This is a genomic window from Tenacibaculum maritimum NCIMB 2154 (assembly GCF_900119795.1).
GTDB classification, from domain to species: domain Bacteria; phylum Bacteroidota; class Bacteroidia; order Flavobacteriales; family Flavobacteriaceae; genus Polaribacter; species Polaribacter maritimus.
The window spans coordinates 304,946-320,360 of the sequence record NZ_LT634361.1 but is presented as its reverse complement, the minus strand read 5'-3'; the positions used below and the strand labels follow the sequence as shown (position 1 = coordinate 320,360).

General features: G+C 38.5%; 7 protein-coding genes. 3 read left to right on the top strand and 4 right to left on the bottom strand.

Features of this window, described 5'->3' with window-relative positions:
* Nucleotides 1-173 precede the first annotated feature (173 nt).
* From MARIT_RS01450 to MARIT_RS01435, 4 genes are all read right to left on the bottom strand, one after another.
* The gene (locus MARIT_RS01450) at nucleotides 174-2,108 is read right to left on the bottom strand and encodes an OmpA family protein (RefSeq protein ID WP_100210572.1); all 1,935 of its coding nucleotides are present in this window, start codon (nucleotides 2,106-2,108) and stop codon (nucleotides 174-176) included.
* A gap of 18 nt (nucleotides 2,109-2,126) precedes the next feature.
* Complete coding sequence (locus MARIT_RS01445) at nucleotides 2,127-3,077, bottom strand: PorP/SprF family type IX secretion system membrane protein (protein ID WP_231975175.1); 951 nt, start codon at nucleotides 3,075-3,077, stop codon at nucleotides 2,127-2,129.
* A gap of 18 nt (nucleotides 3,078-3,095) precedes the next feature.
* Nucleotides 3,096-12,488: a T9SS type B sorting domain-containing protein gene (locus tag MARIT_RS01440; protein ID WP_100210570.1), complete on the bottom strand. Its 9,393-nt coding sequence runs from the start codon at nucleotides 12,486-12,488 to the stop codon at nucleotides 3,096-3,098.
* 469 nt (nucleotides 12,489-12,957) lie between these two features.
* On the bottom strand, nucleotides 12,958-13,716 hold the full coding sequence (locus MARIT_RS01435; protein ID WP_024742061.1) for a TerB family tellurite resistance protein: 759 nt from the start codon (nucleotides 13,714-13,716) through the stop codon (nucleotides 12,958-12,960).
* A gap of 113 nt (nucleotides 13,717-13,829) precedes the next feature.
* On the opposite strand from MARIT_RS01435, the gene MARIT_RS01430 reads away from it, so the two are divergent.
* The 3 genes from MARIT_RS01430 to MARIT_RS01420 all read left to right on the top strand — a co-directional run bounded on the left by MARIT_RS01430 (nucleotide 13,830) and on the right by MARIT_RS01420 (nucleotide 15,391).
* Nucleotides 13,830-14,240 carry a BrxA/BrxB family bacilliredoxin gene (locus MARIT_RS01430; protein WP_100210569.1) on the top strand — a complete coding sequence of 137 codons (411 nt, stop codon included), beginning with the start codon at nucleotides 13,830-13,832 and terminating at the stop codon, nucleotides 14,238-14,240.
* 91 nt (nucleotides 14,241-14,331) lie between these two features.
* Nucleotides 14,332-14,793, top strand: coding sequence for an Lrp/AsnC ligand binding domain-containing protein (locus tag MARIT_RS01425; RefSeq protein ID WP_038026000.1), 462 nt, complete (start codon nucleotides 14,332-14,334; stop codon nucleotides 14,791-14,793).
* Between the two features lie 16 nt (nucleotides 14,794-14,809).
* A complete protein-coding gene (locus MARIT_RS01420; protein WP_024742064.1) occupies nucleotides 14,810-15,391 on the top strand; it encodes a HupE/UreJ family protein in 582 nt (193 codons plus the stop codon).
* The last annotated feature ends 24 nt before the right edge of the window (nucleotides 15,392-15,415 follow it).

Genomic DNA, 15,415 nt, shown 5'->3' with positions numbered 1-15,415 from the left:
AAATACCCCGCCTCTAGACTATGTACTAAAACCTTCTTGCCTATATACTTATTTTTTTAACATATCAGTCAGGCTAGTACTCTAAAAACTATTCCAAAAAAAAAAGCCTTAGAATCACTAAAATTCTAAGGCACTTTTTATTTACTTGCTTCTCAAACAAACAACTATAATCACTATTTCTTAACTATATAAAAATAAGATCTTCGATTTAGTTGATGTTCTTCTTCACTACACTTATTTCTATGTGCGTCATCACAATGATTTAATAATTGATCTTCGCCATATCCTATTGCACTCGCTATTCTTGAACCCTCAATACCTCGTGAAATTAAATAATCTCGGGTTGATTTAGCTCTCTTATCTGACAGTCTTCGGTTATACCCCTTAGACCCTCGACTATCTGTATGCGATTCTATCCTTATCACCATATTCGGGTGGTTATTCATTACTGATACAATATGCTCTAACTCATACTCCGCATCCTCTCGAATATCCCACTTGTCAAAATCAAAATAAATAGGTTTAATTACTATTTGATCCTCCACTATTAATGGAACTAATCCTAAATCTACTTCTTGTATTCCCGATCGTTTACCACTAGTAGCCACTGCCTCTTGTGCTGATTTATAATCTGACTGCTCTGCTACAACTACATAATTCGATTTACACGAAACCTGTTCAAAAGTATATACTCCATTCGAATCGGTTTGCTGACTCGCTATGATCGACCCTGATTCATCAATGAGCTTCACCATTGCTTCTGCTAAAACTACTCCTGTTCGTAAGTCTCTTACCTCTCCAGAAATTCCTTGAACACATTCATAAATTAAAAAACTATAAATATCATCATCTCCCTTTCCTCCATCACGGTTAGAGGAAAAGAATCCTTTATCTAAACCTTGGTTCAATACAAATGAAAAATCATCCCGATTACTATTAATTGGACTTCCTAAATTCTCCGGTTTTGTATAAACTCCATTTTCTTTCTTGCTCTCAAATACATCCAATAACCCTAAGCCCAAATGCCCATCTGACGAAAAATACAACGTTTGGTCTGATCCTATAAATGGAAACATCTCTCTACCTTCTGTATTAACTGGTCTTCCTAAATTTTCTGGTTTCCCATATCCTCCTGATGCTTCTATAGATACTTTATAAATATCTGAAGATCCTAATCCTCCAGGCATGTCTGATACAAAATACAACGTTTGTTCATCTACACTTAATGCTGGATGCCCTACGGAATAAGACGCATTATTAAAAGGAAGTTCCTCCGGAGTACTCCAAACTCCCTCTTTTAATACCGATTTATAAATCTTTAAACGAGACGTTCGTTTTTTATCTTTATGCAAACGCTTTCCATCATAGTTATTTCGCGTAAAATACATTGTGCGACCATCTTTGGTTAAGATCGCATTTGATTCATGGTATCCCGTTGCTATTGGTGATTTTATTGAAACCGTTTCTTCAACCTCTAGAATATCACTCGAATCACCCATTAATTCATCCAGCTTCATCGACGATTCATATAGGTTCAAATAAGGTTGTTTATTCCATTTATACAACTTCGGATTGCCTCCAACCGCCTTAGAAGATGCATAATAAAGCTTATTTCCTTGAATAAAACCTCCAAAGTCAGAGTACTTCGTATTACTTGATAAATTATGCACATTCAAATAAGTCTCTGGCTTATTGGTATAAGCTGAAAAATAATCTTTATTACTCAATAGCTCTCCTCCACGACTATCTTCCTTTTGTAATGCATTAAACTTTAACATCCAACTATCTGATAAAGATTGCTCCCCATTACTCTTTAAACTTTGAGCATATTTAAACAAATACTCCGGAGATACACTGGACGCATACTTGCTTAATAACTCTCCATACCAATGTGATGCTTCATTCGTTTCTGAATTAAGGTAATGGCAATCTCCTAAACGTTCCAAAACTAATTGTGATCGATCTCCTCCTTCATATAACTTCTTATATAATTCTGAGGCTTTTTTATAAGAGTATTCTTTAAAATACCGGTCCGCAGCATATTTTCGCTGACCAAAACTAAACGTGGTTACCAATAAGGCAACGAATATTAATATATAGTGTTTCATAATTGTTCCTTATTTGAGTTAAAAAAATCTTGGTGATAGTACACTTACCTCCTTAAAGATCTCATAGCGTAACATAATCTCATGAGTTCCTGAATTGTAATTCTGCAAATTACTCGTTGTCAAATCATAAGCATATCCTATATGAAGACCCTCCGTTACTTGAAATCCTAAAATACCACTGATCGAATCATCCCAACGCCAAGAAATACCCGCATTGAATCGATCATGGAATAAAAAGTTCGCTGAAACATCTAAAGATAAAGGTGCTCCGGATACTACTTTTGTTAAAACCGCAGGTTTAAACTTTATACGATCGTTTAATTCAAAAACATATCCTGCTATTAAAAAATAATGCATACGCTCTGCTGCTACAGATTCTAAATCATTGTCATAATGATCCGTTCGTAAAAAATTTGGAACAGAAATACCTGCATACCATTTTGGGGTATAATAATACAACCCCGCTCCTACCGTAGGTAAAAACTTATTATTGATATTTTCATTCAATAATTTATCCGTTGCATCTCGGTACCTCCCTTTGCTCCAATCAATATTAAGCAAACGAGCTCCTAGTTTTAGTCCAAAGGCAAAGTTCCCTTCATCACTAGTACGCAAGGTGTAAGAAGTATTCACATCTAATGACGTTTCATTTACGGGACCAATCTTATCATTTACCAAATTAACTCCTAAGCCTACTCCACTATAACCTAGTGGAGTATCGTAACTTAGTGTTTGTGTTTCTGGGGCTCCTGTAAATCCTACCCATTGTGTACGTGCCAAACCTGTAATTGTTGTATGCCCCCGCGATCCAGAATACGCAGGGTTTACACTCATCGTATTATACATATACTGTGTGTACTGAGGGTCTTGCTGACCATATATCGTAAATGATAGCAAGAATATTCCTAGTAATAAAATATTGCGTTGTAGTAAAATATTCATATTGCTTTGTATTTGTGTTAATCTCATGTTTCCTGTGAATTTATACTACCTATTAATGTATAACCATCCTTTTAAAGGTTCTTTCCCTGATTCCCCTAAATCCAGTACATAAAAATACGTCCCTACTGGTAATTTAGAATTCTCATCTATATTTAAGCGTCCATTCGAAACTCCTTTAAATGTATTATCATATCCTTTCTTACTATAAACCAAATTACCCCATCTATTATAAATCTCTAAATTATTATTCGGGTAACGCTCTATAAATTCAATATAAAAAGTATCATTATCACCATCTCCATTAGGCGTAAATTCATTATAGATAGTAACGGTTTCATCCATATCTAAATAATCTGGAATACCATCATTATCCGTATCTTGCGCATCTGTAATACTACCATCTGTATTTGGATCTGGATTCTCATCAATCGTATTCACTCCATCGCCATCATCATCCGTATCTAAATAATCTGGAACTCCATCATTATCCGTATCCTGTGCATCTGTTATAATACTATCTGTATTTGGATCTGGATTCTCATCAATCGTATTCACTCCATCACCATCATCATCCGTATCTAAATAATCTGGAATACCATCATTATCCGTATCCTGTGCATCTGTAACACTACCATCTGTATTTGGATCTGGATTCTCATCAATCGTATTCACTCCATCGCCATCGTCATCGATATCCTGAAAATCTGGTGAACCATCATTATCTGTATCTACTGGATTTACCTTTCCTCCTCCCGAAGGATTCGTATCATCTGCATCTGCAGTATCCACAATTCCATCGCCATCTAAATCTGTTGTACTATCTAAAACGCCATCTCCATCTGTATCTAAACTCCCTGCATCTTGACCACTCTCCACTATATCCAAAATACCATCCCCATCACTATCTAAATCTAAGGTATCTGGAATACCATCGTTATCTGTATCCAATCCTGGGGTACCGTTCTCCTCTATAACATCTAAAATCCCATCATTATCATCATCTAAATCTACTGAATCTACAACCCCATCGCCATCTGTATCTGGTTCTACAACAACCAAAGCCGTTGCCGTATCACAATTCCCTGGGTTTAAAACCTCACATATCTGATACGTAACTGTATAGCTTCCCGAAGGAGTACCTGAAGGTACTATTAAATTTCCTGAACCATCTATACTAACTCCTGTCAGTCCTCCCTCATTTAATACTGTTATTAAAATATCATTGTCATCTACCAAAACACCATTTAACGTATCGTTCTCTGTTACATCTCCTGCGATGCCTCCTGTAAATCCATTGACTGTATCCAATCCAGATGCATCCGTATCGTTATTTGCTACAATTGGCGCTCCTAATACATTTACTACTGAAATTACACTGCTACAATTCATCGGATTCGTTACCTCACAAATCGTGTATTCTACATCATAACTACCCGCAGGAGTACCTGGTGCTACCGTTACTGTTCCGTCTGCATTTAAAGTCAATCCTGCTGGAACATTATCTGGCGTTAACTCAACATCTCCAGGACCTGTCCCAATATTTACTGGCACTCCATTTAATGTATCATTACCCGTCAACGCTGGTGTCGTTCCTCCCGCTAATCCATCAACACCTGCTACTGTATCCGCCACTGCTTCTATTACAGGTGGTACCACTACAATGATTGCCGTAGCTCGATCACAATTTACTGGAGTCGCTCCATTCTCACAAATATCATACTCTATAGTATAATTACCCGCAGGAGTATTTGCGTCAATTGTTACCGTTCCATCTCCATTTAGCGTCAAGCCTGCTGGAACTGTAACTCCACTTAAACTTACCTCGCCGGCTCCTGTTCCTATCACTACTCCACTGCCATCCAACGTATCATTACCAACTACACTGGACGTATTATCTCCTGCCGTAACTGGGCTTCCTGTAAAATCATCATCTACTGCATCTATTGGATTCGATACCACTATAGTTGCCGTAGCTCGATCACAATTTACTGGAGTCGCTCCATTCTCACAAATCTCATACACCACTGCATAACTACCAGAAGGTGTACCAGTAGCAACACTAACTGTTCCATCTCCGTTTAGCGTCAAGCCTGCTGGAACTGTAACTCCACTCAAACTTACCTCGCCGGCTCCTGTTCCTATCACTACTCCACTGCCATCCAACGTATCATTACCAACTACACTAGACGTATTATCTCCTGCTGTAACTGGACTTCCTGTAAAATCATCATCTACTGCATCTATTGGATTCGATACCACTATAGTTGCCGTAGCTCGATCACAATTTACTGGAGTCGCTCCATTCTCACAAATCTCATACACCACTGCATAACTACCAGAAGGTGTACCAGTAGCCACACTAACTGTCCCATCTCCGTTTAGCGTCAAGCCTGCTGGAACTGTAACTCCACTCAAACTTACCTCGCCGGCTCCTGTTCCTATCACTACTCCACTGCCATCCAACGTATCATTACCAACTACACTAGACGTATTATCTCCTGCTGTAACTGGACTTCCTGTAAAATCATCATCTACTGCATCTATTGGATTCGATACCACTATAGTTGCCGTAGCTCGATCGCAATTTACTGGAGTCGCTCCATTCTCACAAATCTCATACACCACTGCATAACTACCAGAAGGTGTACCAGTAGCCACACTAACTGTTCCATCTCCGTTTAGCGTCAAGCCTGCTGGAACTGTAACTCCACTCAAACTTACCTCGCCGGCTCCTGTTCCTATCACTACTCCACTGCCATCCAACGTATCATTACCAACTACACTAGACGTATTATCTCCTGCCGTAACTGGACTTCCTGTAAAATCATCATCTACTGCATCTATTGGATTCGATACCACTATAGTTGCCGTAGCTCGATCACAATTTACTGGAGTCGCTCCATTCTCACAAATCTCATACACCACTGCATAACTACCAGAAGGTGTACCAGTAGCCACACTAACTGTTCCATCTCCGTTTAGCGTCAAGCCTGCTGGAACCGTAACTCCACTTAAACTTACCTCGCCAACTCCTGTTCCTATCACTACTCCACTGCCATCCAACGTATCATTACCAACTACACTAGACGTATTATCTCCTGCTGTAACTGGACTTCCTGTAAAATCATCATCTAATGCATCTATTGGATTCGATACCACTATAGTTGCCGTAGCTCGATCACAATTTACTGGAGTCGCTCCATTCTCACAAATCTCATACACCACTGCATAACTACCAGAAGGTGTACCAGTAGCCACACTAACTGTTCCATCTCCGTTTAGCGTCAAGCCTGCTGGAACTGTAACTCCACTCAAACTTACCTCGCCGGCTCCTGTTCCTATCACTACTCCACTGCCATCCAACGTATCATTACCAACTACACTAGACGTATTATCTCCTGCTGTAACTGGACTTCCTGTAAAATCATCATCTACTGCATCTATTGGATTCGATACCACTATAGTTGCCGTAGCTCGATCGCAATTTACTGGAGTCGCTCCATTCTCACAAATCTCATACACCACTGCATAACTACCAGAAGGTGTACCAGTAGCCACACTAACTGTTCCATCTCCGTTTAGCGTCAAGCCTGCTGGAACTGTAACTCCACTCAAACTTACCTCGCCGGCTCCTGTTCCTATCACTACTCCACTGCCATCCAACGTATCATTACCAACTACACTAGACGTATTATCTCCTGCCGTAACTGGACTTCCTGTAAAATCATCATCTACTGCATCTATTGGATTCGATACCACTATAGTTGTCGTAGCTCGATCACAATTTACTGGAGTCGCTCCATTCTCACAAATCTCATACACCACTGCATAACTACCAGAAGGTATACCAGTAGCCACACTAACTGTTCCATCTCCGTTTAGCGTCAAGCCTGCTGGAACTGTAACTCCACTCAAACTTACCTCGCCGGCTCCTGTTCCTATCACTACTCCACTGCCATCCAACGTATCATTACCAACTACACTAGACGTATTATCTCCTGCCGTAACTGGACTTCCTGTAAAATCATCATCTACTGCATCTATTGGATTCGATACCACTATAGTTGTCGTAGCTCGATCACAATTTACTGGAGTCGCTCCATTCTCACAAATCTCATACACCACTGCATAACTACCAGAAGGTGTACCAGTAGCCACACTAACTGTTCCATCTCCGTTTAGCGTCAAGCCTGCTGGAACTGTAACTCCACTCAAACTTATCTCGCCGGCTCCTGTTCCTATCACTACTCCACTGCCATCCAACGTATCATTACCCACTACACTTGCAGTATTATCTCCTGCTGTAACTGGACTTCCTGTAAAATCATCATCTACTGCATCTATTGGATTCGATACCACTATAGTTGCCGTAGCTCGATCACAATTCGCCGGAGTCGCTCCATTCTCACAAATCTCATACACCACTGCATAACTACCAGAAGGTGTACCAGTAGCCACACTAACTGTTCCATCTCCGTTTAGCGTCAAGCCTGCTGGAACCGTAACTCCACTTAAACTTACCTCGCCAACTCCTGTTCCTATCACTACTCCACTGCCATCCAACGTATCATTACCAACTACACTAGACGTATTATCTCCTGCTGTAACTGGACTTCCTGTAAAATCATCATCTAATGCATCTATTGGATTTGCTACTACTATAGTTGCCGTAGCTCGATCACAATTCGCCGGAGTCGCTCCATTCTCACAAATCTCATACACCACTGCATAACTACCAGAAGCAGTACCAGTAGCCACACTAACTGTCCCATCTCCATTTAGCGTCAAGCCTGCTGGAACTGTAACTCCACTTAAACTTACCTCGCCAACTCCTGTTCCTATCACTACTCCACTGCCATCCAACGTATCATTACCAACTACACTAGACGTATTATCTCCTGCTGTAACTGGACTTCCTGTAAAATCATCATCTAATGCATCTATTGGATTCGATACCACTATAGTTGCCGTAGCTCGATCACAATTCGCCGGAGTCGCTCCATTCTCACAAATCTCATACACCACTGCATAACTACCAGAAGGTGTACCAGTAGCAACACTCACTGTTCCATCTCCATTTAGCGTCAAGCCTGCTGGAACCGTAACTCCACTCAAACTTACCTCGCCGGCTCCTGTTCCTATCACTACTCCACTGCCGTCCAACGTATCATTATCCAATACACTAGACGTATTATCTCCTGCTGTAACTGGACTTCCTGTAAAATCATCATCTACTGCATCTATTGGATTTGCTACTACTATAGTTGTCGTAGCTCGATCACAATTTACTGGAGTCGCTCCATTCTCACAAATCTCATACTCTACAGTATAGCTACCAGAAGCAGTACCAGTAGCAACACTCACTGTTCCATCTCCATTTAGCGTCAAGCCTGCTGGAACCGTAACTCCACTCAAACTTACCTCGCCAGCTCCTGTTCCTATCACTACTCCACTGCCATCCAACGTATCATTACCAACTACACTAGACGTATTATCTCCTGCTGTAACTGGACTTCCTGTAAAATTATCATCTACTGCATCTATTAGATTTGCTACTACTATAGTTGCCGTAGCTCGATCACAATTTACTGGAGTCGCTCCATTCTCACAAATCTCATACACCACTGCATAACTACCAGAAGCAGTACCAGTAGCCACACTCACTGTCCCATCTCCATTTAGCGTCAAGCCTGCTGGAACTGTAACTCCACTCAAACTTACCTCGCCAGCTCCTGTTCCTATCACTACTCCACTGCCATCCAACGTATCATTACCAACTACACTAGACGTATTATCTCCTGCTGTAACTGGACTTCCTGTAAAATCATCATCTACTGCATCTATTGGATTCGATACCACTATAGTTGCCGTAGCTCGATCGCAATTTACTGGAGTCGCTCCATTCTCACAAATCTCATACACCACTGCATAACTACCAGAAGCAGTACCAGTAGCCACACTCACTGTTCCATCTCCGTTTAGCGTCAAGCCTGCTGGAACCGTAACTCCACTTAAACTTACCTCGCCAACTCCTGTTCCTATCACTACTCCACTGCCATCCAACGTATCATTACCAACTACACTAGACGTATTATCTCCTGCTGTAACTGGACTTCCTGTAAAATCATCATCTACTGCATCTATTGGATTCGATACCACTATAGTTGCCGTAGCTCGATCACAATTCGCCGGAGTCGCTCCATTCTCACAAATCTCATACACCACTGCATAACTACCAGAAGGTGTACCAGTAGCCACACTAACTGTCCCATCTCCATTTAGCGTCAAGCCTGCTGGAACCGTAACTCCACTCAAACTTACCTCGCCGGCTCCTGTTCCTATCACTACTCCACTGCCATCCAACGTATCATTATCCACTACACTTGCGGTATTATCTCCTGCTGTAACTGGACTTCCTGTAAAATCATCATCTACTGCATCTATTGGATTTGCTACTACTATAGTTGCCGTAGCTCGATCACAATTTACTGGAGTCGCTCCATTCTCACAAATCTCATACTCTACAGTATAGCTACCAGAAGCAGTACCAGTAGCAACACTCACTGTTCCATCTCCATTTAGCGTCAAGCCTGCTGGAACCGTAACTCCACTCAAACTTACCTCGCCAGCTCCTGTTCCTATCACTACTCCACTGCCATCCAACGTATCATTACCCACTACACTTGCAGTATTATCTCCTGCTGTAACTGGACTTCCTGTAAAATTATCATCTACTGCATCTATTGAAAGAGTAACTGTTAAGATTGCATTATTTTGTATATTTATACAAGCATTCTCAGGATGTGTTATCACTAAATTATATACTTTCCCGTCTAACCCAGCTACACTACTTATTGTTAATGTAGTTGTGTTGACTCCTGAATACACTCCTGTATTTGATAAATCAACGCCATCTTCCTGCCATTGATATACAATAGCGCCTGAAACATCCGTAGCAGATGCATCTGCATAATTAGGCACCGTTGATGGAGCCGTACCCGTAAAAACAGTCGTGCTAGTTGCTGAAGCCGAAGTTATTGTAAATGTAGCTGGATTACCACTTTCTATGGTTTGATCTACTAACGCTGTAGGATCTACCAATACTTGAGTAGCCATTATTTCTTCTCCAGTTATTCCATTATAGCTAGATCCTAAAACAACTCCTCCTGTAGTTACTTGACCAGAAGAATTAAAACCATCTCCATCTAAAACACCATCATTATTCGCATCCACACCACCTGACTCCACCACATCATTACAACCATCGTTATCCGAATCTAAATCTAAATAATTAGGAATTCCATCTCCATCAGTATCACAATGATTAACTTGCACAAGTATATTATCTACATACTCATCTGTACAAACACTTATAGACGCGTTATTTAACCACGGATAATTGCTCGCCGCTCCAAAATCAATTTCCGTTGCTGTAAATGTACTTTCTGGGATTCCCAAAACACTATACTTATAACCTTGATTATCCGCATATAAATGTAATGTTCCACTACCATTATCTTTTACATAATATGTCGTAAACTGTCTGAACCATCCATCTACTCTAGGTGGCGCACTAAAATTAGAAAGGGATGAATTAGGTTCTCTTATTAGTGGAGTACCAAACCCATAAATAAAAACACCATCTACTGCTCCCGGAATATCATCGTTCCATATAGGATCTTGCCCTGGAGCTCCTATAGCGATACCATACTCATTACTTGGATTTGGATCTGCTCCAGATAAACTTTTCCCAGGTTGTTGCCCCATTGAAAAATCAGCTTCTACTGTAAAACTCTGTCCAGATAATAAATCGACTCCTTCTAAAACAATAAACGACGACATCTGATCTTGATCTACAATACCACCTCCATTAGCATCTACCGCTATCGTTTGGCTTCCATCAAAACCTGCAATAGAAGCATAAGCTCCAACATTGGTTGTTCCTATGTTAGATGGGTGAGCATTATATGCCTCCACCAAATCATTAATTCCTGGAACTCCCGAAAGATTTCCTTTGGGAATAGCTTGTCCCGCCGTTCCTGTTTCGAAATTTTCATTAATTATATTTTCTATTATCGGTGCAGTACCCGTACAATTCAAATCCTCATTCACATCTAAAATCCCATCATTATCATCATCTAAATCACACACATTATTAATTCCGTCTCCATCTGGATCATTCGGTGTTGCTGTTCCTACTATAGCTCCATCAGTACATTTATCTACTGGTGTTGTTAATGCTGAAGTTGAGTTATTAATACTGTTTGGATCATTTTCATCACCAGAAATAGCAGCTGTACTTGTATAAGTTCCTGTATTTTTTACTTTTGCTAAAATTTGTAACGTTTCATTAGCTCCTCTACTAAGGTTACCCACGTTCCAAATACCTGTCGCATTATTATAAGTACCCGTACTAGCAGTAGCACTTACAAAATCATAACCAGAAGGCAACACTTCATTTACTGAAACATTTGTTGCATTACTCAATCCTATATTCGAAGCTGTTGATGTAAAAGTAACATTATCACCAAAATTAGGAGTCGTATCATTTACCGTTTTCACTATTGACAAATCAGATTCTCCAGTTGTAATCCCTATCATAAACCCATCCGTAGCATTGACACTACCACTATGCCAATCCGTACCTGTAGCCCCAACAGTTCCCCTTAAATATATTCTTAATGTTAGTGTTGTAATTCCTTCTCCTTGTAATAATACTGTACCTCTACAATTCGTTGTTGTTGGAGTTGCCTCAGCATTATTAATCTGATTCGAGTTTACCGCTAACTGCGGTGTCCCTGATACTTTTGAAAAACTTAATGCAGGCACATTAGAAGAAAGTAGATCAAATTCAACTGTAAACTTTGAAGAACCAGCGTTCCCTCCTAAAGCAGATATTTGTAATAAGGGGTTTTTTACTGCCCTACTAAAACTGATAACTAAATCTGCCATATGTGCTCTAGAATTTACAGGTACTCCTGCATTTGTTAAAGGCTGTGCCATTGCAGATAGCTGAATCGCTCTATTCTGAGACACATCGATACCTGTTCCTACAGCTGTCCCAGAAGATGTAAAGCTATCACTGGTAGCTCCTCCAAAAAGATTCATCAGCGGCATTATAGGGTCATTAGGATATCCTAATCCTACCGCTCCTGTTACTGGTATTAAAAAACCGTGTGAATACTGTTGATTTACCAACGTATATGTAACATCTAGCTGAGGAGCATACGTTGCAAAAGTATTCCCTGTAGGGTTATCCGTATTATTTCTTAATCTAACCGTAACCGTAGTTGCGGGGGGAGACGAAGCCGTCGGGTTCCCATCCCCAGCCACCATTTCTAGCGCTTGGTTTTGAGAAAATGTTGCACTAGCTACAAAAAATAAGACTAAACTTATCTTTTGCAAACTATAAAATAACTGAGAGATTATTTTCATCATTTTTACAATAGTTTATATGAATACATTATTAAATTTTACTTAGGAGTACACTGTAAACTTTTCAAAAAGTTTACAAACTCAACAGCGATTAGTATCTCGTTATACCAATCTATTAGAAATAGGGAATTATTTTTTTTGAATCACAAAATGGTTTTTGTAATTCTGAAGATCTTGTCAATAAAGTATTTTTGTTTCATTCTTATGGGAGATTACAGTCTTCTTTGAAAAAAAGTTACTATTCCTTAGAACTAAAAAAGAATTATTAATTTTCATTGAAGAGGATTATTATTTTATGGTTAACTATCTATAATTAAAAAAAGAAAAAGGTCTTTAATTTCTAAACAAAAACCTTTTTCTTTCTTCATTTACAGCAAGCTTATTCAACTATTCTTAAAAACCCGCTGTTGTAACAAATATAGTATTTTTAAACTTTCTTGAAAGAATAATAACCAAAAATGTTAAATTTAACTTAAAATATCCCTCTTTCTTTTTTGATAGCATCGTAGGCAGATTGTATTTTCTGAAATTTCTCTTTAGCTCCTTCTAAATGCTCTTTTCCTAAACTTTGTACTTTATCTGGGTGGTATTTCTTTGCCATTTTCCTATACGCTCTTTTCACCTCGTCATTAGTTGCCGCCTTTGTTATTTCCAGAATTTTATATGCATTACCAGAAGCATCGTAAAACATTGCTTTTATCGATTCAAAATCATATTTATTAACATATAAGTAATTTGATATTTTACGTATCTCCTCCACCTCTGATTCAGAAACCATTCCATCTGACTTTGCTATGCCAAATAAAAAATGAATCAACTGCAAGCGCGAAGAATGTGGCATATGCTGTCTTATTTGCAAACAAACTTGACGGGTTGAAACTTGTTTTTTAATAATTCCATTAAATAACCTAAATGCTTTGTTCGCACGCTCTTTACCATACATCTTTACAAAATACAAACGAACATAATCTAGTTCTGTCTTATCTATCTCGCCATCTGCCTTTATAACTACAGAAGCTAATACTAATAAACTTATTTCAAAATCACCAGACTCCGTATCTACAACTTGCCTTCCTCTTGAATTAGATCTATATTCTTCTTTCTCTTTTTCAAAATCTTCTAAAGTAAGTCCATTTACAAAACTACCTATTGCATAACCTACTATTGCTCCTATTGGGCCTCCAAGTGTAAATCCCAATCCTGCACCTAACCACTTTGTAAAACTTCCCATATTAATTTATATTTTAAAGAATTTTCAAATATACTATAATTAAAGCTTCGGGAAATGATTAAGTTTTTATTGCTAATTTTTATGAGTATATTTGCATTTTAAAAACAGAAAACATGTATCCAGAAGAATTAGTAAAACCAATGCGAGATGAATTAATTAACGCAGGTTTTGAAGCTTTATATACTGCTGAAGATGTTGACAAAGCTTTAGCAAAAGAAGGAACGACTTTAGTCATGGTAAATTCTGTCTGCGGCTGTGCGGCTGGAACCGCAAGACCCGGTGCGATTGCTTCATTAGGTGCAGATAAATCCCCAACAAATCTGACTACAGTTTTTGCTGGGGTTGAAAAAGAGTCTACGGCTAAAGCTAGAGAGTATATGGTCCCTTTCCCTCCTTCATCACCAGCAATTGCGTTATTTAAAGACGGTAATTTAGTTCATATGCTAGAACGCCACCATATTGAGGGGCGCTCTGCACAAGCAATTGCTCAAAATTTAGCACAAGCGTATAATGAATTTTGCTAAAAAACGAAATTTGAGATCTTTATAATAAAGAATGAAAATCCGCTCCTTTGAGCGGATTTTTTCATATTTTTATATCTTAATTTTTATCGAAATGCAAAAAAAACTAAAAATTGACGGTATTGACAAAATTATTATTAAAAAATTAGTAAAAGATGCTCGTACGCCAATTTTAAGCATTGCACGAGAAGTAGGTATTTCTGGCGCTGCAATTCACCAACGATTAAAGAAGCTTGAAGAATCAGACTTAATTGATGGCTTCAAAATGACACTTAACCCAAAAGCTTTAGGCTATACTACGACTGCTTTTGTGGGTGTTTTTTTAGATTCTTCTAGCTTATACTCTTCTGCTATAAAACGTTTAAAAGAAATTCCAGAAGTCGTAGAAAGTCATTATACCACTGGTAATTATGCCATTTTCATAAAAATAATGTGTAAAAATAACGAAGACTTGATGCATTTATTAAATAAAGACATTCAAAATATAAAAGGAGTTTCAAGAACAGAAACTTTTATCTCTTTAGATCAACAAATTGATAGACAAATAAAAATTTAATTTCTAATTATAATTAATGAACGAATTTATTCTTTACTTCAAAATGGGCTTATTTCACGTATTGGACATTAAAGCCTATGATCATATCTTATTTTTAATTGTTTTAGCTTGTGTTTACATCTTCAAACAATGGCCGAAAGTCTTATGGTTAATCACATTATTTACCATTGGTCATTCTATTACCTTAGCTCTATCTGCTTATGGCATTTTGAATATTAATGCTCCATTAGTTGAATTTCTAATTCCTTTTACCATTTTTGTTACTGGACTTATGAATATACTTACTGCTAAAAAAGCTTCACAAGGTAAAGAGAATCAAAACTTATTCTTTGCTCTTTTTTTTGGATTGATCCATGGGCTTGGTTTTTCTAATTATTTTAAAATAATGATTGGCAAAAATAACGATAAATTCTTCCCTTTGCTTGAGTTTGCCCTAGGTGTTGAGGCTGCTCAAATTATTATCGTACTACTAATTTTATTGATTGGAGCGGTCTTCCAATCTGTTTTTACCGTTAGTCGAAGAGATTGGATTTTAGTTGCATCATCTATCGTTGTTGGTTTTGCAGCTCAAATGATGGTAGATCGCATCTTTTGGTAAACATTTAACGACTTTTTATTATAA

Coding starts and splice junctions, on each gene's coding strand:
- MARIT_RS01450 (WP_100210572.1), bottom strand. CDS start 2,108: ATGAAACACTATATATTAATATTCGTTGCCTTATTGGTAACCACGTTT.
- MARIT_RS01445 (WP_231975175.1), bottom strand. CDS start 3,077: ATGAGATTAACACAAATACAAAGCAATATGAATATTTTACTACAACGC.
- MARIT_RS01440 (WP_100210570.1), bottom strand. CDS start 12,488: ATGATGAAAATAATCTCTCAGTTATTTTATAGTTTGCAAAAGATAAGT.
- MARIT_RS01435 (WP_024742061.1), bottom strand. CDS start 13,716: ATGGGAAGTTTTACAAAGTGGTTAGGTGCAGGATTGGGATTTACACTT.
- MARIT_RS01430 (WP_100210569.1), top strand. CDS start 13,830: ATGTATCCAGAAGAATTAGTAAAACCAATGCGAGATGAATTAATTAAC.
- MARIT_RS01425 (WP_038026000.1), top strand. CDS start 14,332: ATGCAAAAAAAACTAAAAATTGACGGTATTGACAAAATTATTATTAAA.
- MARIT_RS01420 (WP_024742064.1), top strand. CDS start 14,810: ATGAACGAATTTATTCTTTACTTCAAAATGGGCTTATTTCACGTATTG.